General features: G+C 65.7%; 22 protein-coding genes. 13 read left to right on the top strand and 9 right to left on the bottom strand.

The window, feature by feature from the left end; all coding sequences use genetic code 11:
* Positions 1-152 precede the first annotated feature (152 nt).
* Genes C7W88_RS06190 through C7W88_RS06175 form a run of 4 tightly spaced genes read left to right on the top strand, consistent with a single transcriptional unit; the run spans position 153 to position 6,097 of the window.
* Positions 153-1,871, top strand: coding sequence for an Hsp70 family protein (locus tag C7W88_RS06190; RefSeq protein ID WP_118072897.1), 1,719 nt, complete (start codon positions 153-155; stop codon positions 1,869-1,871).
* 10 nt (positions 1,872-1,881) lie between these two features.
* Positions 1,882-2,511, top strand: coding sequence for a hypothetical protein (locus tag C7W88_RS06185; protein WP_118072896.1), 630 nt, complete (start codon positions 1,882-1,884; stop codon positions 2,509-2,511).
* Entirely contained in the window at positions 2,457-3,659 is a 1,203-nt protein-coding gene (locus C7W88_RS06180; RefSeq protein ID WP_118072895.1) for a hypothetical protein, read from the top strand. The genes C7W88_RS06185 and C7W88_RS06180 overlap by 55 nt, the downstream gene beginning before the upstream one ends.
* A gap of 23 nt (positions 3,660-3,682) precedes the next feature.
* Positions 3,683-6,097, top strand: a complete 2,415-nt coding sequence (locus tag C7W88_RS06175) for a ligase-associated DNA damage response DEXH box helicase (RefSeq protein ID WP_118072894.1) — start codon at positions 3,683-3,685, stop codon at positions 6,095-6,097.
* A 151-nt stretch (positions 6,098-6,248) separates the two neighbouring features.
* Here the strand turns inward: C7W88_RS06175 and C7W88_RS06170 are convergent, their stop codons facing one another.
* Both C7W88_RS06170 and gyrB read right to left on the bottom strand, forming a co-directional pair.
* Positions 6,249-6,458, bottom strand: a complete 210-nt coding sequence (locus C7W88_RS06170) for a hypothetical protein (protein WP_052242259.1) — start codon at positions 6,456-6,458, stop codon at positions 6,249-6,251.
* Between the two features lie 44 nt (positions 6,459-6,502).
* Positions 6,503-9,007: a DNA topoisomerase (ATP-hydrolyzing) subunit B gene (gene gyrB, locus C7W88_RS06165; protein WP_118072893.1), complete on the bottom strand. Its 2,505-nt coding sequence runs from the start codon at positions 9,005-9,007 to the stop codon at positions 6,503-6,505.
* Between the two features lie 342 nt (positions 9,008-9,349).
* Here gyrB and C7W88_RS06160 point away from each other — a divergent pair, with 342 nt between their 5' ends.
* Positions 9,350-9,907, top strand: coding sequence for an HNH endonuclease (locus C7W88_RS06160; protein ID WP_240344912.1), 558 nt, complete (start codon positions 9,350-9,352; stop codon positions 9,905-9,907).
* On the opposite strand, the gene C7W88_RS06155 is transcribed toward C7W88_RS06160, so the two are convergent.
* Together C7W88_RS06155 and C7W88_RS06150 are read right to left on the bottom strand one after the other, a co-directional pair.
* Positions 9,880-11,124 carry a TCR/Tet family MFS transporter gene (locus tag C7W88_RS06155; protein WP_162895931.1) on the bottom strand — a complete coding sequence of 415 codons (1,245 nt, stop codon included), beginning with the start codon at positions 11,122-11,124 and terminating at the stop codon, positions 9,880-9,882. The two genes, C7W88_RS06160 and C7W88_RS06155, sit on opposite strands and share 28 nt — an antisense overlap.
* 4 nt (positions 11,125-11,128) lie before the next feature.
* Positions 11,129-12,139, bottom strand: a complete 1,011-nt coding sequence (locus C7W88_RS06150; protein ID WP_240344857.1) for a nitronate monooxygenase family protein — start codon at positions 12,137-12,139, stop codon at positions 11,129-11,131.
* Positions 12,140-12,444: 305 nt separating this feature from the next.
* On the opposite strand from C7W88_RS06150, the gene C7W88_RS06145 reads away from it, so the two are divergent.
* The gene (locus C7W88_RS06145) at positions 12,445-13,119 is read left to right on the top strand and encodes a pentapeptide repeat-containing protein (protein WP_118072891.1); all 675 of its coding nucleotides are present in this window, start codon (positions 12,445-12,447) and stop codon (positions 13,117-13,119) included.
* Positions 13,120-13,236: 117 nt separating this feature from the next.
* Here the strand turns inward: C7W88_RS06145 and C7W88_RS06140 are convergent, their stop codons facing one another.
* Complete coding sequence (locus tag C7W88_RS06140; RefSeq protein WP_205525290.1) at positions 13,237-14,478, bottom strand: aspartate kinase; 1,242 nt, start codon at positions 14,476-14,478, stop codon at positions 13,237-13,239.
* 99 nt (positions 14,479-14,577) lie between these two features.
* Between C7W88_RS06140 and ubiG the strand changes: the two genes are divergently transcribed.
* Entirely contained in the window at positions 14,578-15,315 is a 738-nt protein-coding gene (ubiG, locus tag C7W88_RS06135) for a bifunctional 2-polyprenyl-6-hydroxyphenol methylase/3-demethylubiquinol 3-O-methyltransferase UbiG (RefSeq protein WP_118072889.1), read from the top strand.
* Positions 15,316-15,318: 3 nt separating this feature from the next.
* Entirely contained in the window at positions 15,319-15,498 is a 180-nt protein-coding gene (locus tag C7W88_RS06130; protein ID WP_118072888.1) for a hypothetical protein, read from the top strand.
* Positions 15,499-15,501: 3 nt separating this feature from the next.
* Here the strand turns inward: C7W88_RS06130 and C7W88_RS06125 are convergent, their stop codons facing one another.
* Both C7W88_RS06125 and C7W88_RS06120 read right to left on the bottom strand, forming a co-directional pair.
* Positions 15,502-15,912, bottom strand: coding sequence for a thioesterase family protein (locus tag C7W88_RS06125; RefSeq protein WP_118072887.1), 411 nt, complete (start codon positions 15,910-15,912; stop codon positions 15,502-15,504).
* Positions 15,913-15,976: 64 nt separating this feature from the next.
* Positions 15,977-16,690, bottom strand: coding sequence for an NAD-dependent deacylase (locus tag C7W88_RS06120; protein ID WP_118074613.1), 714 nt, complete (start codon positions 16,688-16,690; stop codon positions 15,977-15,979).
* 35 nt (positions 16,691-16,725) lie between these two features.
* Here C7W88_RS06120 and dapB point away from each other — a divergent pair, with 35 nt between their 5' ends.
* The 3 genes from dapB to C7W88_RS06105 are packed head-to-tail and all read left to right on the top strand — an operon-like array spanning position 16,726 to position 18,584.
* The gene (gene dapB, locus C7W88_RS06115) at positions 16,726-17,454 is read left to right on the top strand and encodes a 4-hydroxy-tetrahydrodipicolinate reductase (RefSeq protein WP_118072886.1); all 729 of its coding nucleotides are present in this window, start codon (positions 16,726-16,728) and stop codon (positions 17,452-17,454) included.
* Positions 17,455-17,473: 19 nt separating this feature from the next.
* Complete coding sequence (gene nth / locus C7W88_RS06110; protein ID WP_118072885.1) at positions 17,474-18,151, top strand: endonuclease III; 678 nt, start codon at positions 17,474-17,476, stop codon at positions 18,149-18,151.
* A gap of 28 nt (positions 18,152-18,179) precedes the next feature.
* Positions 18,180-18,584: a hypothetical protein gene (locus C7W88_RS06105; protein ID WP_118072884.1), complete on the top strand. Its 405-nt coding sequence runs from the start codon at positions 18,180-18,182 to the stop codon at positions 18,582-18,584.
* Positions 18,585-18,587: 3 nt separating this feature from the next.
* Here the strand turns inward: C7W88_RS06105 and C7W88_RS06100 are convergent, their stop codons facing one another.
* Both C7W88_RS06100 and aroC read right to left on the bottom strand, forming a co-directional pair.
* Positions 18,588-19,907 carry a dicarboxylate/amino acid:cation symporter gene (locus C7W88_RS06100; RefSeq protein ID WP_118072883.1) on the bottom strand — a complete coding sequence of 440 codons (1,320 nt, stop codon included), beginning with the start codon at positions 19,905-19,907 and terminating at the stop codon, positions 18,588-18,590.
* Between the two features lie 76 nt (positions 19,908-19,983).
* Entirely contained in the window at positions 19,984-21,051 is a 1,068-nt protein-coding gene (aroC, locus tag C7W88_RS06095; protein WP_118072882.1) for a chorismate synthase, read from the bottom strand.
* A gap of 75 nt (positions 21,052-21,126) precedes the next feature.
* On the opposite strand from aroC, the gene C7W88_RS06090 reads away from it, so the two are divergent.
* The gene (locus tag C7W88_RS06090) at positions 21,127-21,435 is read left to right on the top strand and encodes an antibiotic biosynthesis monooxygenase (protein ID WP_118072881.1); all 309 of its coding nucleotides are present in this window, start codon (positions 21,127-21,129) and stop codon (positions 21,433-21,435) included.
* A complete protein-coding gene (locus tag C7W88_RS06085; RefSeq protein ID WP_118072880.1) occupies positions 21,435-21,782 on the top strand; it encodes an arsenate reductase in 348 nt (115 codons plus the stop codon). The genes C7W88_RS06090 and C7W88_RS06085 overlap by 1 nt, the downstream gene beginning before the upstream one ends.
* Positions 21,783-22,284: the final 502 nt, after the last annotated feature.

Raw genomic sequence — 22,284 nt, 5'->3', positions numbered from 1 at the left:
TCATGTAACCAGAACGGCCGGGCGCCCGCCCTGCCCCCTCGTTCCGGCGCATTCGCCGTCCACCCCATCGTGACTGCCAAGGAACGCGCTTTGCGCTTGCCAAGCGCGCGGGGCCTGTCGCATCACGCCGCTTGATATCTGCAGGAAGACGAATGCTCATCGGGATCGATCTGGGAACCACCAACAGTGCGGTGGCCATGTGGCAGGCAGGCGAGAATGGCGGCGAGGCAAAGCTCGTGCCCAATGCTCTCGGGGCGCTGCTCACCCCTTCTGCAGTCTCGGTCCTGCCCGATGGCACGACGCTGGTCGGCGCCGCCGCGCTGGAGCGGATGGGCCTGAAGGATGGTGCCACCGCGACCAGCTTCAAGCGCTTCATGGGCACCGACCGCAAGGTGCGGCTGGGCAAGAAGGAGTTCTCTGCCGAGGACCTGTCCGCGCTCGTGCTCATGGCGCTGCGCGACGATGTGGCCGCCCACACCGGCACTCGCCCGACCGAAGCCGTCATCACCGTGCCGGCCTACTTCAACGACCGCCAGCGCAAGGCGACCCGCCGCGCCGGTGAACTGGCGGGCCTCACCGTGCGCCGCCTGATCAACGAGCCGACCGCCGCCGCGCTCGCCTTCGGGCTGCAGGACAAGGCCGAGCGCGAGCCGTTTCTGGTGTTCGACCTGGGCGGTGGGACCTTCGACGTGTCGATCGTCGAGATGTTCGAAGGCATCGTCGAAGTGCGCGCCTCGGCAGGCGACAACCGGCTGGGCGGCGACGATTTCAACACAGCCCTGGCGACCGCGGTGCGCGGACGGCTCGATCCCGATGGATTGCTGGCCAAGCTGGACGAGCCGCGCGCGCAGGCCCTGCTGTTGCAGGCCGCCGAACGCGCCAAGCGCACCTTGAGCGAGGGACAGGAAGCCGAATTTGCCGTCACAGTCGCGGACCAGCGGCTATCCACCACGATCACCACCAGCGAATTCGAAGCGCAGGCCGAAGGCCTGATCCGCCGGCTGCGCGACCCGGTCGTGCGGGCGCTGCGCGACAGCCAGATCGATGCCGCATCCTTGAGCGAGGTCGTGCTTGTCGGCGGGGCCACGCGCATGCCGGTGGTGCGCAAGGCCATCACGCGCCTGTTCGGGCGCTTCCCCAATTCCTCGGTCCATCCAGACCATGCCGTCGCGCTCGGCGCGGCCATTCAGGGCGGGCTGATCGCGCGCGACGGCGGGCTTGAGGAGATCCGCATCACCGACGTCTGCCCGTTCACGCTGGGCATCGAAACGGCCGAGCATTCAGCGCGCGGGACGCTCCAGCAGGGCCTGTTCTCGCCGATCATCGAACGCAACACCCCGGTCCCGGTCAGCCGCTCGGGGCTGTACAGCACGATGGGCGACAACCAGAAGCAGATCGAGGTGAAGATCTACCAGGGCGAGGCGCGCGAGGTTTCAGGCAATGTCCACCTCGGCCAGATCAAGGTGCCGGTCCCGCCGCGGCCTGCGGGCGAAGTCTCGATCGACGTGCGCTTCTCCTACGACAGCTCGGGCCTGCTCGAGGTAGACGTGGAAGTGCCGCTGACCGGAGCCAGGCACAACTTGCTGATCATCGACGAGGAAGACCGCAAGGCCGCCAAGGACCTCGATGCCCGGCGCCAGGCGCTGGCCGCGCTGAAGCACCACCCGCGCGAGGAAGCGGGCAACCAGGCGCTGCTGGCGCGGGCCGAGCGCTGCTACGAGGAATTCCTCGGCGACGTCCGCGCCGTGATCGGCGACCGCACGCGCATGTTCGTCGGCGCGCTCGACAGCCAGGACCCGCGCCGCATTGCCGACGCCTCGGTCGCCCTGGCCGAGCTGCTCGACATGCTCGAAGCAAACCCGCCGCTTTGACCGCGATCCCATGACACCAACTCAGGCCTGGAAGGTCCTCGGGATCGCAAAGACGCCGGACGTGGCGGCGATCCGGCGCGCCTATGCCGAGAAGCTGAAGGCGATGGACGTCGACAAGGACGTCGCCGGCTATGCCCGGCTGCGCGAGGCGCGCGATGCAGCGCTGCGCTGGGCCAGGATGCAGGCCGCACCGCCAGCGCAGGAGGAAGAATTCGATCCCTTCGCCGGCGTGACACCTCTCGAACAGATTGAAGAGGCCGCTCCCGAAGCCGAACAATCAAGGTGGGCTTACGCGGCCCCTGCAGTGCAGGGCGAGGTCGATCCCAGCCTGACGCGCAAGTTGGGCGAGGCGGCCCCGAAGCTTGACGTCACGCCCGGGTTCGTCGCCGCGCAGGCCCCGGCCGAGCAAGCCATTGCGGTCCAGCGCGACCCGTTCGAACGCCCCGTCCTGCTGGGGCTCGAGCCGACCTCGGACGCGGTCATGCCGGCATGGGCGCACGAACAGGCGCTCTATCGACTGCTGCTGCCTGATACGGTCGACGAGGACGAGGAAACGCTCCCCCGCTCGAAGGCTGGGAAGAGGCCATGGCGCTCGGCCACCTCAAGGCGGTGCTGCGCAATGCCGAAAGCGTCAGCGTGACCGCGTTCGACGAAATCGACAACTGGCTGGCCGGCATCCTTGCCCGCAGCTGGCCGCGCTCGGCGCCACTGCTGGAACCCGCTGCAGCGCTGTTCGGTTGGGAAAGCGAGCGCGGACAGGTTTCGGAACGACCCGCCATTGCCTTCCTCAACGCCCGCCTGCGCGGCCTGCGTTTCCGCGAAAAGGTGCAGGACCCCAAGCACCCGCTGCACAAGGCGTGGAACGAATTGACCACACCGGCGCAGCAAGGCAGCCGCAAGGGCTGGTTCGTCAAGCGCGCCCAAGTCGATCAATTGCTCGATGGGGTGCGCAAGAACTTTCCCGAAGTGGAGCACTACTTCGATCCGTGGCGCGTGGCGCTGTGGGAGAAGAAGGCGAGCAGCGATGTCGGCCAGGGCTGGTTCAGCAGCGGACGGCTGATCGTCCTGGCGGTGATCTTCGGCATACAGATCCTGCGCGTCGTATTCAGCAGCAACGACAGTTCGACCGAACCCCCGTCGGTGCCCGAGATTTCGATCAGCCAGAGCGCGCAGGAGAAGGAAATCATCAGCCGCGCGGTTTCCACCGTGTTCGGGCCGGAGATCACCTTCGACGGGCTGCAATCGCTTCAGCCCGATCTCGCCGCGCTGTTCAGCGCCAACCGCACCATTGCCCGGGCCGATGGCAGCAGCGATGCGGCCTACGCCTTGAAAGTGCAGGATCTGGTGCGCGAGCGGATGTATGCGACCGCGCTGGTCGAAAAAGGGAGCTTGCTGATCGACGTGCAGCGCATTCGCGCCGACTTGCTGCGCGCGGCGCGCAAGACCGGGGCGGACGCCTGCATGGCATTCCTGCGCAACCGGCGGATGCCTCCAGCCGTCGTGGTGCCGCCCACGGTGCTGGAACGCGAACGCGCCTTGGCGGTGAAGATGCTCGACGCCCGCCAGCTTGGTCCACCGCAGCGCATCGCTCCGGGGACGGCGAGCGTGCCCGGCGAACTGATCGGCAAGGTGATCACCGAGACCGGCATTCCCGACAAGCGCGTGCGGCAGGCCATGGGCGGCAAGGGCTCCGACGCGGACCAATGCGCGGTGACCATCGGCCTGATCGACGCGGCGCTCGGCTGGAAGGCGCCGAAGGAGCGAGAGGCGATCCTTTCGGTTCTGTGAGGCGGTGCCTATCTAAAGGTGCGATGACACTCGCTCCCTCGATAACAGACTGGTTCGAAAGCCGCGGCTGGCGGGTGCGGCGGCATCAGAGCGAGATGCTAGACGCGGCGCGCGCAGGCGATCATGCGCTGCTGGTGGCCGATACCGGCGCGGGCAAGACGCTGGCGGGGTTCCTGCCCACACTGCAGGATTTCGCAGGCGATGATCCACCGGGCGACGGCCTGCACACGCTCTATGTCTCGCCGCTGAAAGCGCTGGCGCATGACGTGCAGCGCAACCTGCTCACCCCCATCGAGGACATCGGCCTGCCGATCCGGGTGGAAACCCGCAGCGGGGATACGCCGTCGGACCGCAAGGCACGGCAGCGCGCCAAGCCGCCGCACGTGCTGCTGACGACCCCCGAATCGCTGTCCCTGCTGCTGAGCTATCCGGAAGCGGCGACGATGTTTGCAGGGCTCAGGCGCGTGATCGTCGACGAGGTCCACGCCTTCGCCACCGGCAAGCGCGGCGATCTTCTGGCGCTGTCGCTGGCGCGGCTGCAGGCCATAGCGCCCGAGATGCGGCGCGCAGCGCTTTCGGCGACGGTGGCCGATCCGCAGGACTTCTGCGCATGGCTCGCCCCCGATGGCGATGCATCTTCCGTGCGGCTGGTCGAGGGCGAGGCGGGGGCCAAGCCCGAGCTTTCGATCATGAACCCCGAAGACGAACGCGTGCCTTGGGGCGGGCACGCCGCAGCCTGGGCCGTGCCGCAGCTTTACGAAGAGATCAAACGCAACCAGACCACGCTGATCTTCACCAACACGCGGTTTCTGGCCGAATACATCTTCCAGCTGCTGTGGGACATCAACGACGATCACCTGCCCATCGGCATCCACCACGGCTCGCTGTCCAAGGAAGCGCGGCGCAAGGTCGAAGGGGCGATGGCGCGGGGCGAATTGCGCGCGTTGGTCTGCACCGCCAGCCTCGATCTCGGCGTGGACTGGGGCGATGTCGATCTGGTCGTGCAGATGGGCGCGCCCAAGGGCTCCTCGCGCCTGCTCCAGCGCATCGGCCGCGCGAACCACCGGCTCGATTGCCCCAGCCGCGCCCTCCTCGCGCCCGGCAACCGCTTTGAATTTCTCGAAGCCTTCGCCGCGCAGGAAGCGGTCCACGAAGGGCGGCGCGATGGCGAGGACTTCCGCCCGGGCGGGCTCGACGTGCTGGCGCAGCACGTCATGGCCTGCGCCTGTGCGGGGCCGTTCGACGAGAAGGCGCTCCATGCCGAAGTGCGCTCGGCCCATCCTTACCGCTGGGTCGACGAGGAGCAGTGGCAGCGCGTGCTCGAGTTCGTGGCGACCGGCGGCTACGCCCTGCGCGCCTACGACCGCTTCAAGCGCATCGTGCGCGACCGGCACGGCATCTGGCGGCTGACCCACCCCGAACACGCCGCGCGCCACAGGCTCAACGCCGGGATCATCGTCGATTCCGAAATGCTGGAGGTGCGCTTCCGCAACGGCCGCTCGCTGGGCAAGGTCGAGGAAAGCTTCGGGGCGACGCTGTCTCCGGGCGACACCATCCGCTTTGCCGGCATGGACCTCGAAGTCGAAGGCGTGCGCGATCTCGAACTGATCGTGCGCGCGGCGAAGAAGCCGGGCCAGATCCCCAGCTACATGGGCGCACGCCTGCCGCTGACCACGCACCTGTCCGATCGCGTGCGGGGCCTGATGGTCGACCGCGCGGGCTGGTCACGCTTCCCGGACGACGTGCGCGAATGGCTGGAGATGCAGGACTGGCGCAGCCGCCTGCCGGGGCCGGGCATGCTGCTGGCCGAGAGTTTTCCGCACCAGAACAAGCACTACACCGTCTACTACACCTTCGAGGGCTGGAACGCGAACCAGTCCTTGGGCATGCTCATCACACGGCGCATGAACGAACTGGGGCTGGTGCCGCTCGGCTTCGTCGCCAACGACTACTCGCTTGCCGTCTGGGGCGCGCGGCCCGTGGCCGATCCCGCGCCGCTGCTCTCGCCCGACATTCTTGCCCACGAATTTGTCGAATGGGTGCAGGAATCGCACTTGCTGCGCCGCGCCTTCCGCGAAGTGGCGGTGATCTCGGGCCTTGTCGAGCGCCAGCATCCCGGCAAGCGCAAGACTGGCAAGCAGGTGACCTTCTCGACCGACCTGATCTACGACGTGCTGCGCAAGTACGAGCCCGACCACCTGCTGCTTCAGGCCGCCTGGGCCGATGCCCGCGCGCGCATGACCGACGTCGGCCGTCTCGGCGACCTGCTCGACCGCGCGCAAGGGCAATTGGTCCACGTCGAACTCGACCGTGTCAGCCCGCTCGCAGTGCCGGTCCTGGTAATGATCGGCCGCGAAACCACGCCCGCGGGCGCGGCGGATGACGAACTTCTGGTCGAGGCCGAGAGCCTTGCGGCGGCGGCGATGCGGGCGGACTAGAACCACCTGCTCCCCATCCCGTCATCCCGGCGCAGGCCGGGATCCATCGCGGTTGTCGCCAGCACTTGGGCCCCGGCCTACGCCGGGGTGACGAAAAAAAGCACTTTGGAACAACCGTCACCCCGGGCTCGACCCGGGGTCTCGCTTCAAATCAATTCGTCTCGCGCGCCAGCCGGTCAGCCAGTTCGGCGATCTCCGAGGGATCGAGCAGCCAAGTCCGCGTCGCCCGACCCTCTCGGTGGATCGGCTTGGTCAGCAACACGCGCGCGTTGTCGCGGGCATGGGGCTTGTAGAGGCCGTAGTGCAGGGCGCAGTCACGTATCGTGCCGATGATCGGCGCGCGCCCCTCAAGGTCGATCATCGTGGCGGGCTGATCCCAAGGGATGTCGTCGGTGTAAGCCAAGATCAGACGTCCAAGTTCGCGACGTTGAGGGCATTTTCCTGAATGAAGTCACGGCGCGGTTCGACCACATCGCCCATCAGGCGGGTAAAGATCTCGTCCGTCACGTCGGCGTCCTCGACCTTGACCTGCAGCAGCGAGCGGTTGTCAGGGTCCAGAGTGGTTTCCCACAGCTGCTCGGCGTTCATCTCGCCAAGACCCTTGTAGCGCTGGATCGACAGACCCTTGCGGCCACCGGCAAACACCGCATCGAGCAGTTCGGACGGCCGTGTGATCGCGTCCTTGACCTTGGCGGCAGGTGCAGCCGGTGCTTCATCGTCACCTTCGGCCACCATTGGCGCAGGCTCGGCCTCGGCGGCCGTGGCACGGACCAGCCGCGCCATTCCGGCATAGACTTCGGCATTCTCGGCCGCGAGCTTGGCCAGCTTGCGGGCTTCGGCGCTGACAAGGAACCCGGCTTCGATCACGTGATGATCGGTCACCCCGCGCCACAGGCGCTGGACGTGATAGCCGCCCTCTTCCGACACCACCACGCTCCAGCGCGCCTCGGTGTCGCCGCGGTTGAGCCAGTCCGCCGCGCGGGCAAGCGCCGTATCGCGCTGCTCGGCCGACATCTCGGGCTCGAGCGCGCCGGACAGGGCCAGCGCCTCGATGATCGAAGGATTGTAGCGGCGCGGCACGAAGCCCATCAGGTTGCGCATGCGTAGGGCATGTTCGACCAGCGCCTCAAGGTCCGGCCCACTGCGCGCGCCACCGGCAGTTTCGAGCACACGCCCCGAAAGCCCGGCCTCGACCAGATAGCGGTCCATCGCCGCGTTGTCCTTGAGGTAGACCTCGCTGCGCCCCTTGGCGACCTTGTAGAGCGGCGGCTGGGCGATGAACAGGTGCCCGGCCTTGATGATCTCAGGCATCTGGCGGTGGAAGAAAGTCAGCAGCAGGGTGCGGATATGCGCGCCGTCGACGTCGGCGTCGGTCATGATCACGATCTTGTGATAGCGCAGCTTGTCGAGATTGAACTCGTCACGCAGGCCCGTGCCCATCGCCTGGATCAGCGTGCCGACTTCCTTCGAACCGATGATACGGTCGAAGCGCGCGCGCTCGACGTTGAGGATCTTGCCCTTGAGCGGCAGGATCGCCTGCGTCTTGCGGTCACGCCCCTGCTTGGCCGAGCCGCCTGCCGAGTCGCCCTCGACCAGGAACAGTTCGCACTTGGCGGGATCGCGTTCCTGGCAATCGGCCAGCTTGCCGGGCAGCGAGGCGATGTCCATCGCGCCCTTGCGGCGGGTCAGCTCGCGGGCACGCTTGGCCGCTTCGCGGGCAGCGGCGGCGTCGATCACCTTCTGGACGATGGCCTTGGCGTGGCCGGGGTTTTCCTCCAACCATTCCACCATCTTGTCGGCCATCAGGCTTTCCAGCGGCTGGCGCACTTCCGATGAAACCAGCTTGTCCTTGGTCTGCGAGGAGAACTTCGGATCGGGCAGCTTGACCGAGACGATGGCGGTAAGGCCTTCGCGCATGTCATCACCGGTAAGGCTGACCTTCTCCTTCTTGAGCAGGCCGGACCGCTCGGCATAGCCGTTGAGCGTGCGCGTCAGCGCCGCGCGGAACGCCGCAAGGTGCGTGCCGCCATCGCGCTGCGGGATATTGTTGGTGAAGCACAGCACGTTCTCGTAGTAGCTGTCGTTCCATTCGAGCGCGACGTCGATGCCGATGCCGTCACGGTTGGCCGAGATCGCCACCGGCTCGGGCATCAGCGGCTGCTTGTTGCGGTCGAGGTACTTCACGAAGGCCGCGATGCCGCCTTCGTAATAGAGATCGTGCTCCTTCACTTCCTCGTGACGCTTGTCGCGCAGCAGAATGCGCACGCCCGAATTGAGGAAGGCGAGTTCGCGATAGCGGTGCTCGAGCTTGTCGAAATCGAATTCGAGCACATTCTTGAACGTCTCGTGGCTGGCCGAGAAGGTCACGCGCGTGCCCTTCTTGCCTTCCGGAGCCGGCCCCTTGACCACCAGCGGACCTTCGGCGTCGCCATTGGCAAAGCGCATCCAGTGCTCCTTGCCATCGCGCCAGATCGTCAGCTCCAGCCATTCAGACAGGGCATTGACCACCGAGACGCCGACGCCGTGGAGGCCGCCCGAAACCTTGTAGGCGTTGTCGTCCGACGTGTTCTCGAACTTGCCCCCCGCGTGGAGCTGGGTCATGATCACTTCGGCCGCCGAGACGCCTTCCTCTGCGTGAATGTCGGTCGGGATACCGCGCCCGTTGTCTTCCACCGAGACCGAGCCATCGGGGTTCAGTTCGATCAGCACCAGATCGCAATGCCCGGCCAGCGCCTCGTCGATCGCGTTGTCCGAAACCTCGAACACCATGTGGTGCAGGCCCGAGCCATCGTCGGTATCGCCGATGTACATGCCGGGGCGCTTTCGCACGGCATCGAGGCCTTTCAGAACCTTGATGGAATCGGCGCCATAGGCGTTGGCGTTGGGTGTGTTTTCGTTGCTGCTCGACATAGTCTGCACATAGGCACGAAAGGGCAAAAACCCAAGCGAATCCGGCCCGTTTTGCACAACCGAAAGCCCCGCCGAAAGCCCCGCCGAAAGACCTGATCGCCGCACCTTCGCAACCGGCTGTGGAAAGGGTGCCAATCAGCCTCTTGACGCGTGAGTCGCGCAGGTGTCTCTTGTGGCCATGCGTAACACTGCGGTCACGAGGCTCGGCCATGACTGCCCCTGCGGAGGCACCATCGCCTTTGCCTGCAGGGAAGCGATCTGGACGTGCTGCATAAGGCGCTGATCGATCGGGCGGCTTCGGCTCGGCCCCACAGCGGTGATGGCACCGCCTTCAACGACGTTTTGCTCAATGACCGGCATCTGGCAAACTGCCCCGCGCTGGTCCTCAACGCCGATTACACCCCGCTCAGCTACTACCCCTTGAGCCTCTGGTCATGGCAGACCGCGATCAAGGCGGTGTTCCTCGAGCGCGTCGACATCATCGACACTTATGACCGCGAAGTGCACAGCGCCAGCTTCGGCATGAAGCTGCCCTCGGTGATCGCGCTGCGCCAATATGTGCGGCCGAGCGAGTACCCCGCCTTCACCCGCTTCAACCTGTTCCTGCGCGATCGCTTCCAGTGCCAGTATTGCGGCAGCCCGGACCTGCTGACCTTCGACCACATCGTGCCGCGCCGCCTCGGCGGGCGCACCTCGTGGGAGAACGTCGCCGCCGCCTGTTCGCCCTGCAACCTCAGGAAAGGCGGGCGCACGCCCGAACAGGCACACATGCGCCTGATGAACCGCGCGATCCGGCCGACGACATGGCAGCTGCAGGAACGCGGCCGCGCCTTCCCGCCCAATTACCTGCACGAAACCTGGCGCGACTGGCTCTACTGGGATGTCGAGCTGGAAAGCTGATCCTTGCCTTCAAGCAAGGCCGCACCCTTCAGGAACAGCGCCAGTGTGACCAGCGAGATCGCCGCCGCGAGCAGGATCGGCATTCCCGGCAGGTGGTAGATCGCGTTCGGCCCGCTGAACTTCTCCAGCGTCTGCGTGTACAGCGGCGGGCCGATGATCGCCGCGATCGAACCGATCGACTGCACCGCCCCCTGCAACTCGCCCTGGCTGCGGGCGTCGACCGCGCGGCTGTTGAAGGCCGAGATCGGCGATTGCACGAAGCCCTGCAAGGCGCCCACCGCAATCGCCACGTAGACCTGCCACGGCTCCCGCGCGATAGTGTAGAGCACTGCCGAGACACACAGGCCCGCAACGCCAAGCACCACCGCGCGCTTCTCGCCCAGCATCGGCAGGAACAGGCGCAGCCCCACCCCCTGCACCAATGCGCTGCTGAACCCCACCAGCGCCAGCGCCACGCCGACTTGCCCCACGGTGAAGCCATAGGCGGCAATCGCGAAATAGGACCACGCCGCCGGATAGACGATATGCGCCAGCTGCCACGTGCCCAGCGCCGCCACGAACCACAGCACCACCGGGCTCTGCCCCTTCAGCGCGCGCAGCGAGGCCATGGCATTGGCGCGCCGCCAGTCGAACGGACGGCGGTTTTCCGGCAGCAGCGATTCCTTGAGGAAGAAGAACCCGAACACGGCATTGGCGAGCGCGAGGCCAGCGGCAGTGTAGAACGGCAGGCGCTCGTCGATCGAGCCGAGCAACCCGCCCATCGCCGGGCCGACGACGAAGCCGATCCCGAAAGCCAGCCCCATCAGCCCGAAGTTCGCCGCGCGCTTTTCGGGCGGGGTCACGTCGGCGATGTAGGCATAGGCAGGCGAGAAGCTCGCCCCCGTCACGCCCGCAATCAGGCGCCCCGCAATCAGCCAGCCGAAGTTCGGCGCCATCGCCTGCAGCAGGTAATCCAGCCCGAGCATGAGCACGGCCGCCAGCAACACCGGCCGCCTGCCATAGCGGTCGGAAAGATTGCCCAGCACCGGCGCGAACACGAACTGCATCGCCGCATAGCCCGCGCCGAGCCAGCCCGCATATCCCGCCGCCGTGCCGATATCGACGTGCTTGAGCTCCATGATCAGGCCCGGCAGCACCGGCGTCACCACGCCGAAGCCGAGCATGTCGATCAGCACGATCGCAAAGACGATGCCGAAGGAGGCGCGGTGTGCGGCCATGCGATCAGCGCCGCGAGAGCGCTTCCTCGCTTTCGGCCATGAGTTGCGCGATGATCTCGGCCACCGGCTCCTCCTTGTTAACCATGCCGACCGACTGGCCCGCCATGATCGATCCGCGCTCGACATCGCCGTCGATCACCGCGCGGCGCAGCGCGCCAGCCCAGAAGTGCTCGATCTCGAGCTGCGCGGCACCCATGTCGAGCTTGCCCTCGTCAAGCAGCTTGGCCACTTCCACCTGCTTGGCGGTGAATTCCTCGGTGCCCTTGTTCTTGAGCGCGCGCACCGGGATCACCGGCAGGCGCGGATCGACCTGCACCGAGGCCACGGCATCGCGGGCATTGCCGCGGAAGAACGCCGCCTTGAATGCCGGATGCGCGATGGATTCGGTCGCGCAGGCGAAGCGCGTGCCAAGCTGCACGCCGCTCGCGCCCATCTCGAGGTAGCTCGCAATCATCTCGCCCCGGCCGATGCCACCGGCCACGAACACCACATGCTCCTCGGCCAGCGCGGGCAGGAATTCCTGCGCCAGCACCGAGGTGGATACCGGGCCGATATGGCCGCCTGCTTCCGAGCCTTCGATCACCAGCGCATCCGCGCCCGAGCGCAGCAGCTTCTTCGCCAGCGCCAGCGTCGGCGCGAAGACCAGCACCTTGGCGCCGAACGCCTTGATCGCCTCGACGCTGCCCTTGGGCGGAATGCCGCCAGCAAGCACGACGTGCCCGACCTTGTGCTTGGCGCAGACCGCGATCAGGTCGAACAGCGCCGGGTGCATGGTAATCAGGTTCACGCCGAACGGCTTTTGCGTCAGCGCCTTGGTCGCCGCGATTTCGGTATCGAGCAGTTCGGGCGTCATCGCGCCGCAGGCAATCACGCCAAAGCCGCCCGCATTGCTGATCGCCGAGACGAGATTGCGCTCCGACACCCAGCTCATCGCCCCGCACAGGATGGCGTGCTCGGTCCCGAGGAACTCCGTGCCACGGCGCATGAGGGCAGTTGTCTTGGCTGTGGCAGTCATGCGTGGAGAATCCCGTCCGAAAGTCCGGCGCGCGCTTTAGGGCGGGTTTGGGGCGGCAACAAGGCCGGACTTTGCCACATGATCAGCCAGAACGATCACTCTGCACGATATAACACGTTTCACCGATTGCCGCGATGGGCGTAGAAGCAAGGCCTCAAGTGGGTTCCCCTCACCCACCGAGCCCCGAGCGTCGGTCGTCTCAATCTCCAGACTGGCCCGGGTCGCACCCCGCCTTTCGGCTCCGGATCGGGCCGGAGGGCGGGGTTTCGTTTTGTGGTGGCGCAACTTTCGCCTAAGCGCGGGCAATGACCGAAACACTCTCCGGCCAGACTTTGGGCCGCGCCGATTTTGCCAGTCTCATCGCCAAGGGCGCGCACCATCTCGTTGAATGCGATCTCGATGAAGCGGACCTCTCGAAGCTCGACCTCTCGGGCTGGACGTTCGAGCGCTGCTCGCTGCGCCATGCCGACCTTTCCGGCGCAAGGCTCGCCCGCACGGTCTGGCGCTCGACCAAGGCGCCCTTCGCCAACCTGACCGGCGCGGACCTCGAAGAAGCGCAGATCACGGGCTGCGATCTCAACAATGCCTCACTGCGCCGCGCAAATATCGGCTCGGCAAGGTTCGTGTCCACGCGCATGACCGGCGCGGACCTGCACATGGCCAAGGGCATGGGCTTCGCCTTCGAGGAAGTCCTGCTGGTCGGCGCGCGCCTGCCCGGCCTGTCATTCCGCAAGGAGAAGCTAGTGCGTCTCGACATGGCGCAGGCAGACCTCGCCAAGGCCGACTTCCGTGGCGCGGTGCTGGAAGGATGTTCGTTGCGTGAGGCCAATCTCGATGGCGCGCAATTCGCCGGAGCCGATCTGCGCGGGTGCGATCTCGGCGGGATCGAACTGGAAGATGCGCGGGTGTTCCGCGGTGCCGTGATCTCGCGAGAGCAGGCCGAACAGCTGCTGTCGGGCTGGGGCCTGCTGATTAGGTAGTCTTGTAGGCCTACCCCTGCCCCCTCCCGCCTGCGGGAGGGGAATGACAGGGCAGTGATAATACCCCCTCCCGCAGGCGGGAGGGGTAGGGGGTGGGCATTCGGCGCCAGCCGAAGCTTACTCGGCGTCCATCTCGTAAGCGGTGTGCAGCACGCGCACGGCGAGTTCGGTCTCGTCCTCGTCGATGAGCACCGAGACCTTGATCTCGCTGGTGGTGATCGCCTGGATGTTGATGCCGCGATCGGCGAGCGCGCGGAACATCGTGGCGGCCACGCCTGCATGGCTGCGCATGCCGACGCCGACGACGCTGATCTTCGCCACCTTGCTGTTGGCCAGCATGCGGTAGTAGCCGATCGTGTCCTTGCGCTCTTCCAGCAGAGCCTGGGCGCGGGCGAGGTCGGCCAGCGGGACCGTGAAGGTCACGTCGGTCTCGCCCTTGTCCTTGGCGATGTTCTGGATGATCATGTCGACGTTGATGTTGGCGGCGGCCAGCGGACCGAAGATCGCGGCAACCGCGCCCGGACGGTCGGAAATGCGCGTCAGGGTGATCTTGGCTTCGTTCTTGTCGGCAGCGATGCCGGTGATCAGCTGGCGTTCCATATCCAATCCTTCAAGCTCTTCGTCAGAGACAATCATCGTTCCGGGGATCGTGTCGGCAGCAGGCGCATCGTCATCGATGAACGAGGACAGCACCTGCACGCGCACGCCCTCCTTCATGGCAAGGCTGACCGAACGGGTCTGCAGCACCTTCGAGCCGACCGAGGCCAGTTCGAGCATTTCCTCGTAGGTGACATTCTTCAGCTTGCGCGCCTTGGCCACGATGCGCGGGTCGGTGGTGTAGACCCCGTCGACGTCGGTGTAGATGTCGCAGCGATCGGCCTTGACCGCCGCCGCAACGGCGACCGCCGAGGTATCCGATCCGCCACGGCCCAGCGTAGTGATGCGCCCGGCATCGCTGACGCCCTGGAATCCCGGAATCACCGCAATCTCGCCCGAGGCCATCGAGGCCAGCACGGCTTCCGAATCGATGCCTTCGATGCGCGCCTTGGCGTGGGCATCGTCGGTGTGGATCGGCAACTGCCAGCCGAGCCACGAGCGCGCCTTGCAGCCCAGCGCCTGCAGATGCATCGCCAGCAGGCCCGAAGTCACCTGCTCGCCGCTCGCCACGACGACGTCGTATTCGGCGGGATCGTAAAGCGGGTTCGCCTCGCGGCAGAAGTTCACGAGGCGGTCGGTTTCCCCCGCCATGGCCGAAACGACCACCGCAACCTCATGCCCCGCGGCCTGCTGGCGCTGCACGATGCGCGCCACGCGGCGGATGCGCTCGGTTCCGGCCATCGACGTGCCGCCGAATTTCATCACGATGCGGGCCAAGGGCTTGCTCCTGAAGTCTTGCGCGTAAGAATCTTGCCCGCAAGGCCGGTGGACCTTGCAGCGCGCGCGCTTTAGGGACGGCTTATGAGCAATGCAACCTCTGCGAATACCATTCGCCCTGATGAAGCGGCGCATTTCGGCAAGCTGGCGGCAGACTGGTGGAATCCCAAGGGTTCCTCGGCCATGCTGCACAAGCTCAACCCGGTGCGGCTCGGCTTCATCCGCGATGCCATCGATGCGCACTTCGCCAGCGATTCGCGCGGGGCCAGGCCCTTGGCGGGTCGCAAGGCGCTCGATGTCGGCTGCGGCGCAGGCCTGCTCTGCGAACCGCTCGCCCGGCTGGGCGCGGAGGTGACCGGCGTCGACGCAGCGGCAGAAAACATCGCCGCCGCCCGCCTCCACGCCGAAGGCTCGGGCCTGACCATCGACTACCGCTGCGGCGATGTCGGTCAGCTTGGCCTGACGGGCTACGACCTCGTCACCTCGATGGAAGTGATCGAACACGTCGCTGACAAGGCCGCGTTCATTACAGCGCTGGAAGCGGCGCTCGCCCCCGGCGGGCTGATGATCCTCTCCACGCCCAACCGCACCACGCGCTCGCGCCTGCTACTGGTCGAAGGCGCCGAGGCCATCGGCATGGTCCCGAAGGGCACGCACCACTGGGACGATTTCATCACGCCGGTAGAACTGCACGACCTGCTCGACGCGGCAGGCCTGAAAATGGGCAACCCGATGGGCATCGCCTGGAGCGTGTCGAAGGGCCTGCACCTCTCGGACGACCTCGCACTCAACTACATCGCCACAGTGACGCGGAAGGATTGACCCATGGCCGAACGCTTTGAACGCCATAAGCAGGCCTGGACCGCCGACGAAATCAGCAAGCTGCACACGCTGGCGAAGAAAGGCATGGCCCTGAAAGCCATCGCCAAGGCGCTCACCCGCAGCGAGGAATCGGTAAAGGCGCGCGCCAAGAACGACGGCCTGTCCATCGCCAAGCTGCGCTGAGGTCTATTTCTCCGAAGGCAGGAACTTCTCGACCAGCTCTCGCGCCAGCCGCGCCGGGCGCAGCGTTTCGGCATCGAGGCAGCACCAGCTGGACTTCACCTCGGCCAGAACTTCTTCACCGCGCTTGATGATCGTTTCGTAGAACGCGCGCGCGCCCTGCACTTTCTCCAGGATCACGTGGGCAATCACGGGGTCGTCGAGGAAGGTCGGGCGGCGGTAGGTGATCTCGTGCTTCAGTGCGACCCAGAGGTGTGCGGCCACTGCCTCTGCCGGGGCCAGCGCGCGCCAATGATCGATCACCGCATCCTGCACCCACGTGAGGTAGGAGGCATTGTTGACGTGCCCCATGAAGTCGATGTCATCGGGCTTTACGGCGATCGGGACGAGATGGGGGACCACGTTGCTCACATTGATGTAGGTAACATGATTCGCGCGCTTTTGACAGGCGCGAGATCACCCTTTTCACGCCAGCAACACTTTAACTCAGCAAAAGTTCCTCGACCCACGCCGGAACGATCTCGGTCGCTGGGCCAAGCCGCGTTTCGTGAAACCACGCCGAGCCCTGGCTGCGCTCCAGATTGAGTTCCAGTGTCTGCATGCCAAGATCCCGCGCGGTGCGGACAAGCCCCGCCGCCGGATAGACCGCGCCCGATGTTCCGATCGAAACGAACAGGTCCGCCCCGGCAACCGCCTGGTAGATCTCCTCCATCCGGTAAGGCACTTCGCCGAACCACACCACGTCCGGGCGCAGGGCGCGCATGCCGCAAGCCGGACAGGGCGGTCGGTGGATCAGTGCTTCGGTCCAGCGGTGGCGCTCGTCGCAGGCAGTGCACCAGGCGTTCAGATGCTCCCCATGCATGTGCAGCACGTTCAGCGCCCCGCCGCGCTCGTGCAGATCATCGACGTTCTGCGTCACGATCAGCACTTCGCCGCCCGCCTTCTTGGGCCATTCCCGATCAAGCCGGGCTAGAGCATGGTGAGCGGCATTGGGCTGCTTGGTCTGGATCGCCTCGCGGCGCATGTCGTAGAAGCGCAGGACAAGCTCGGGATCGCGCGCGAAAGCCTCGGGCGTGGCCACGTCCTCCACCCGGTGCTGCTCCCAAAGGCCACCGCCGCCACGGAAGGTGTCGATCCCGGACTCTGCAGAAATTCCTGCCCCGGTGAGAATGACGATATTGCGCGCAAGTTTCATCGCGACCATGAAGCACGCGACTTGAAGGATAGGCAATGACCAGAATCGGAATCATCGGCAGCGCTGGACGAATGGGCAATGCGCTGCAGGCGGCAGTGGCTGCAGCGGGCCATGAGTTTGCAGGTGGAATAGACAAGGGCGGCGATCCGCTGGCCCTCGCAAAGGCCAGCGACGTGCTGGTCGACTTCTCGGCCCCCGGTGCGCTCGAATTCAACCTCGATGCCGCGATCCATACAGGCGTGCCCATCGTGATCGGCACCACGGGGCTGGAAGAGCGCCACCACTGGCTGATCGATTCTGCCGCCGTCAGCATCCCGGTGCTGCAGACCGGCAACACCTCGCTGGGCGTCACGCTCCTTGCCCATCTCGTGCAGGAAGCTGCCTCGCGCCTTGGCGAAGACTGGGACATCGAGATCGTCGAGACGCATCACCGCATGAAGGTCGATGCGCCTTCGGGCACCGCGCTGCTGCTCGGCGAAGCGGCGGCCAAGGGCCGAAGCGTGCGCTTGGCCGACGAAGCCGTGCGCGGGCGCGATGGCATCACCGGCGCGCGCAAGGCTGGCAGCATCGGCTTTGCAGCATTGCGCGGTGGTTCGGTGGCGGGCGACCACTCGGTCCACTTCCTCGCCGACAACGAACGCCTGACCTTCTCCCACCTCGCCGAAAACCGCGGCATCTTCGCCAAGGGCGCGATCCGCGCGGCCGAGTGGATCATCGGCAAGGCGCCGGGACGCTACACCATGCCCGAGGTGCTTGGCTTGTGAGGGGTTCTGGGGCTCTGACATGAAGACGGCGGACATCTTCGAATTCTTCCGCCGCCTCGCCGAGGCCAACCCCTCGCCCGAAACGGAGCTGGAATACGGCAACGTCTACCAGCTGCTGGTCGCGGTGACGCTTTCCGCGCAGGCGACCGACGTCGGCGTCAACAAGGCGACGCGCAAGCTCTTCGCCAACGTCAAGACGCCGCAGGACATGCTCGATCTTGGCGAGGAGGGTCTGAAGCAACACATCAAGACCATCGGCCTGTTCAATTCCAAAGCCAGGAACGTGATGGCCATGGCCGAAATCCTGGTCGAGAAATACGGCGGCGAGGTTCCGGCGGACCGCGATCTCCTGACCGAACTGCCCGGCGTCGGCCGCAAGACGGCCAACGTGGTGATGAACTGCGCGTTCGGAGCGGAAACCTTTGCCGTCGACACGCATATCTTCCGCGTCGGCAATCGCACCGGCCTTGCGAAGGGAAAGACACCGCTCGCCGTTGAGAAGGGGCTGGAGAGACACGTTCCCCAGCCGTTTCGCGTCGGTGCGCACCACTGGCTGATCCTCCATGGACGCTATGTGTGCAAGGCGCGGACGCCCGAATGCTGGCACTGTGGGGTGGTTGATCTTTGCAGCTTCAAGGGCAAGGTTCTTGAGAAAGGGCCAAGCCGCCGCAAGCGAAGCAGGCAAAGACCCCCTTGAGTCGCAGGACAAGGAAGGAGAGCAAGGCATGAAGCGCGTTACTCCATTTCTGATCGCAGGCCTTACGCTGGCGGTGGCCGGCTGCACCGCCGATGCCAAACAGGGCAATAACGGCCATCGCGCCGACATTCCCAAGGCGAAAGTCGTCGGCAAGCCGGTCAATTGCCTTCCGCTCCAGACCATCCGCGAAAGCCAGGTCCGCGATGACTGGACCATCGATTTCCGCACCAGCGGCGGCCAGTGGTATCGCAACACCCTGCCCAACCGCTGCTTCACCCTCGGCTTCGAACGCGCGTTCTCCTATTCGACCTCGCTCACCCAGTTGTGCAACGTCGATATCATCACGGTACTGGTCAACAACGGCGGCCCCGGTCCGATCAACCGGGGCGCCTGCGGCCTGGGCGAGTTCACCCCGGTCAAACTGGAAAAGTAGGCTCTACTTCTCGTAATTCGCCGGATCGAGGTTCAGCCCGGCCCGCCCGTCCGCCACGGTATGCGCAGGCGCATGCGGCGGCTCGGCATCGGGGTCCAGCGGCGGCTGCAGCATGCCTTCCCACTTGGTGATGACCGACGTCGCCACCGCATTGCCCACCACGTTCGTCGCCGTCCGACCCATGTCCAAAAAGGTATCGACGCCGAGCAGCAGCGCGATGCCCTCGAGCGGCAGGCCGAACTGCGTCAGCGTCGCGGCGATGACGACGAGGCTGGCGCGTGGCACCCCGGCGATGCCCTTCGACGTGACCATCAGCGTCAGCAGCATGGCGATCTGCTGCCCCACCGACAGCTCGATGCCATAGGCCTGCGCGATGAACATTGTCGCAAAGCTGGTGTACATCATCGAACCATCGAGGTTGAAGCTGTAGCCCAACGGCAGCACGAAGCCCGAAATGCGGCGCGGCACACCGAAGCGGTCGAGCTGTTCGAACAGCTTGGGCAGCGCTGATTCCGAACTCGCGGTCGAGAACGCGAGCAGCAGCGGCTCGCGGATGTAGCGCGCGAGAAGGAAGATCCGCCCCTTGAGGAAAATGCCGCCCAGCGTCAGCAGGATGATCCACAGCAGCGCCAGGCCGAAGTAGAATTCGGACACGAACACGCCATAGGTCACGACGATGCCCAGGCCCTTCGTGGCGATCACCGCAGCCAGCGCCCCAAACACCGCCAGCGGCGCCATGCGCATCACGTAGTCGGTGATCTGCAGCATCAGGTGGGCAAGCGCCTCGCACCCGCGCACGATCGGCGCCCCGGTCTCGCCGATGGCCGAAAGTGCCACGCCTGCGAAGATCGAGAAGACGAGAATCTGCAGGACGTTGTTCTTGGCCATCGCGTCCAGCGCGCTGGTCGGGAAGATTTCCAGCACGAAGTGGCGCAGCGTGAAGTCCGCCGTTGCCAGATCGCCCACTGGCCCTGCCGCGGTGAATTCCAGCCCCACCCCCGGCTTGAACAGGTTGACCAGCAACAGGCCGAGGCCGATCGAGATCAGGCTGGCGGTGATGAACCATGCCAGCGCCCGCCCGCCGATGCGGCCCAGCGCCGCGCTGTCGCCCATTCCGGCGATGCCCGTCACCAGCGTCGCCAGGATCAGCGGCGCGATGATCATCTTGATCAGGTGCAGGAAGATATCGGGCAGCAGCTTCAGCGTGTCGGCGATCTGCGCCAGCGTCGCATCACCCTGCGGATAGCTGGTGTTGAGAACGTACCCGACGAGAATGCCGAGCACCATGCCGATCACGATGTAGAGGGTAAGGCGCTTGGCCAAGAAACATGCTCCCGCAATTTTGTTGCAGAGGAGACTAACGACGTTTCAGGCCCGGCTCAACCGCCAGCAGCTGCTTTCAGCCGACTTGCCCCCGGTGGAGCAGCTTCTGGTCCGCCAGCACCAGCGCCATCATCGCCTCGACCACCGGCACGCCACGGATTCCGACGCACGGATCGTGACGGCCCTTTGTCATCAGCTCGGTCGCTTCACCCTCGCGCGTGATCGTCGGCATCGGCGTGAGGATCGATGATGTCGGCTTGAACGCCACGCGCACTGTCACCGGTTGGCCGGTGGAAATGCCGCCAGCGATGCCGCCAGCATGATTGGCAAGAAACTCCGGCGTCCCATCGCCCGGCCGCATCGGATCGGCATTGCCTTCGCCGGTATTGCGCGCAGCCTCGAAGCCGTCGCCGATCTCCACGCCCTTGACCGCGTTGATCCCCATCATCGCATGCGCCAGTTCGGCATCGAGCTTGGCATAGAGCGGCGCGCCCCAACCCGCCGGTACGCCCGTCGCCACGCACTCCACCACCGCGCCCAGCGACGAGCCGGACTTGCGTGCATCGTCGACCAGCTTCTCCCAGCGCGCCGCCGCCCACGAATCCGGGCAGAAGAACGGGTTGCGGCCGATTTCAGTGGCGTCGAAGTGGTCCATGTCGATCTTGTCGCCACCAATCTCGCTGACCCAGGCGAGGATTTGCACTTCGGGAATCACCAGACGCGCCACCGCGCCAGCGGCCACGCGCGAAGCCGTCTCGCGCGCGGACGACCGCCCCCCGCCGCGATAGTCGCGGAAGCCGTACTTGGCGTCATAGGCATAGTCGGCATGACCGGGGCGATAGGCCTTGGCCACGTCGCCGTAGTCCTTCGAACGCTGGTCGACGTTCTCGATCATCAGGCTGATCGGCGTGCCCGTCGTGCGGCCTTCGAACACCCCCGAAAGGATACGCACCTGATCGGGCTCCTGCCGCTGCGTGGTGAAGCGCGACTGGCCGGGGCGGCGCGCGTCGAGAAACGGCTGGATCTGCGCCTCGCTGATGGCAAGGCCGGGAGGGCAACCGTCGACCACCGCGCCAATCGCGGGCCCGTGGCTCTCGCCCCAGGTGGTGAAACGGAAGAGGTGACCGAAGCTGTTGAGGCTCATGGGATGGCGCTTTGTCGCAGATGCGCGGAAAAGTCCACCTTTCGGCGCGCACGCCATCGCGCTATCGCACACCCCATGTTCCTTGTCGTCTTCCGCAACCGCAAGCGCGCCGATATCGACGCCGCCGCCTACTCGGCCGATGCCCAGGCGATGGAAGACCTCGCCGCGCAGCAACCCGGTTACCTCGGCTTCAAGAGTTACACCGCCGACGATGGTGAGGTCATTGCCCTGTCGGAATGGGAAGACGAAGCTGCGGCACTGGCATGGCGCCGCGTCGCCCATCACGCCGAAATGCAGGCAAGGGGCCGCGCCGAGTACTACGAGAACTACACCCTCTTTGCAGGCACGCCGACGCGCGTGCATGACTTCGACAGGCAGGCATGATGAGCGTTACGGTCTACGGCATTCCCAATTGCGACACGGTCAAGAAGTCCCGCACCTGGCTCGACGCGCAGGGCATCGCCTTCACCTTCCACGACTACAAGAAGCAGGGTGCCGACCCCGCGCGAATTGCAGACTGGATCGCAAGGGCGGGACTCGACAAGGTCGTCAACAAGGCCGGGACGACCTACCGCAAGCTGGACGATGCACAGAAGGCCGCACTCGCTGGCGAAGGCGCCCCCGCCGTGCTGGCCGAGAACACCTCGGTCATCAAGCGCCCGATCGTCGAGCATCCGGGCGGCTTGCTGGTCGGGTTCAAGGAAGCGGAGTGGGCGGCTGCTTTGGGTTGAACGCATCTCGCCGGCGCGGCCCCGACCCACATCCCAAACACCACCGCCGCCCCGGGCTTGACCCGGGCTGGGCATTTTTTTCTGTTTCACGTAGTTGCGCAGAGAAGAAAAGGGGACGCGGAGAAGGGAAGAAGGGAAGGCATGGCAATTAAGGCCTGCGGCGAAGCCGCCTCCAGACCTTTCTTCTGCTCTGCGCGCTCCGCTCCCCCCGCGTCTCTGCGCGAAACCCCTTTTTCCCTTTCCCTCCGCGTCTCCCTTTTCTTCTCCGCGTCTCGGCGTGAACCAACTCAAGCCACCTTGACAAAACGAACCATATAGGTTATACGCCCCGCCCACAGGTCAGGAGAGGGCACAAGGCCAACCCGCTCCTCTCCCTTCGGAAGCCGATGCTGTGGCAAAGGCTTCCGGCGCGATCGGTGCGGCAGGTGCGCGTGGGTTCAATGCGGGGCGTAAAGCCCAAGACCCACCGGGCAAGACCTGTCGTTACCCAAGGACAGACAGG

The organism is Novosphingobium sp. THN1 (genome assembly GCF_003454795.1).
Classification (GTDB): domain Bacteria; phylum Pseudomonadota; class Alphaproteobacteria; order Sphingomonadales; family Sphingomonadaceae; genus Novosphingobium.
Note: the sequence above shows the minus strand (reverse complement) of the source record. Positions and strands in the feature narration are given on the sequence as shown.

Bases quoted from the DNA above. Each gene is read 5' to 3' on its own strand.
- C7W88_RS06180 (WP_118072895.1), top strand. From the start codon at position 2,457: ATGGCGCTCGGCCACCTCAAGGCGGTGCTGCGCAATGCCGAAAGCGTC.
- C7W88_RS06120 (WP_118074613.1), bottom strand. From the start codon at position 16,690: ATGAAACTTGCGCGCAATATCGTCATTCTCACCGGGGCAGGAATTTCT.
- ubiG (WP_118072889.1), top strand. From the start codon at position 14,578: ATGAGCAATGCAACCTCTGCGAATACCATTCGCCCTGATGAAGCGGCG.
- C7W88_RS06175 (WP_118072894.1), top strand. From the start codon at position 3,683: ATGACACTCGCTCCCTCGATAACAGACTGGTTCGAAAGCCGCGGCTGG.
- C7W88_RS06090 (WP_118072881.1), top strand. From the start codon at position 21,127: ATGTTCCTTGTCGTCTTCCGCAACCGCAAGCGCGCCGATATCGACGCC.
- C7W88_RS06140 (WP_205525290.1), bottom strand. From the start codon at position 14,478: ATGAAATTCGGCGGCACGTCGATGGCCGGAACCGAGCGCATCCGCCGC.
- aroC (WP_118072882.1), bottom strand. From the start codon at position 21,051: ATGAGCCTCAACAGCTTCGGTCACCTCTTCCGTTTCACCACCTGGGGC.
- C7W88_RS06085 (WP_118072880.1), top strand. From the start codon at position 21,435: ATGAGCGTTACGGTCTACGGCATTCCCAATTGCGACACGGTCAAGAAG.
- dapB (WP_118072886.1), top strand. From the start codon at position 16,726: ATGACCAGAATCGGAATCATCGGCAGCGCTGGACGAATGGGCAATGCG.
- C7W88_RS06145 (WP_118072891.1), top strand. From the start codon at position 12,445: ATGACCGAAACACTCTCCGGCCAGACTTTGGGCCGCGCCGATTTTGCC.
- C7W88_RS06190 (WP_118072897.1), top strand. From the start codon at position 153: ATGCTCATCGGGATCGATCTGGGAACCACCAACAGTGCGGTGGCCATG.
- C7W88_RS06185 (WP_118072896.1), top strand. From the start codon at position 1,882: ATGACACCAACTCAGGCCTGGAAGGTCCTCGGGATCGCAAAGACGCCG.
- nth (WP_118072885.1), top strand. From the start codon at position 17,474: ATGAAGACGGCGGACATCTTCGAATTCTTCCGCCGCCTCGCCGAGGCC.
- gyrB (WP_118072893.1), bottom strand. From the start codon at position 9,007: ATGTCGAGCAGCAACGAAAACACACCCAACGCCAACGCCTATGGCGCC.
- C7W88_RS06105 (WP_118072884.1), top strand. From the start codon at position 18,180: ATGAAGCGCGTTACTCCATTTCTGATCGCAGGCCTTACGCTGGCGGTG.
- C7W88_RS06155 (WP_162895931.1), bottom strand. From the start codon at position 11,124: ATGGCCGCACACCGCGCCTCCTTCGGCATCGTCTTTGCGATCGTGCTG.
- C7W88_RS06150 (WP_240344857.1), bottom strand. From the start codon at position 12,139: ATGACTGCCACAGCCAAGACAACTGCCCTCATGCGCCGTGGCACGGAG.
- C7W88_RS06130 (WP_118072888.1), top strand. From the start codon at position 15,319: ATGGCCGAACGCTTTGAACGCCATAAGCAGGCCTGGACCGCCGACGAA.
- C7W88_RS06170 (WP_052242259.1), bottom strand. From the start codon at position 6,458: ATGATCGACCTTGAGGGGCGCGCGCCGATCATCGGCACGATACGTGAC.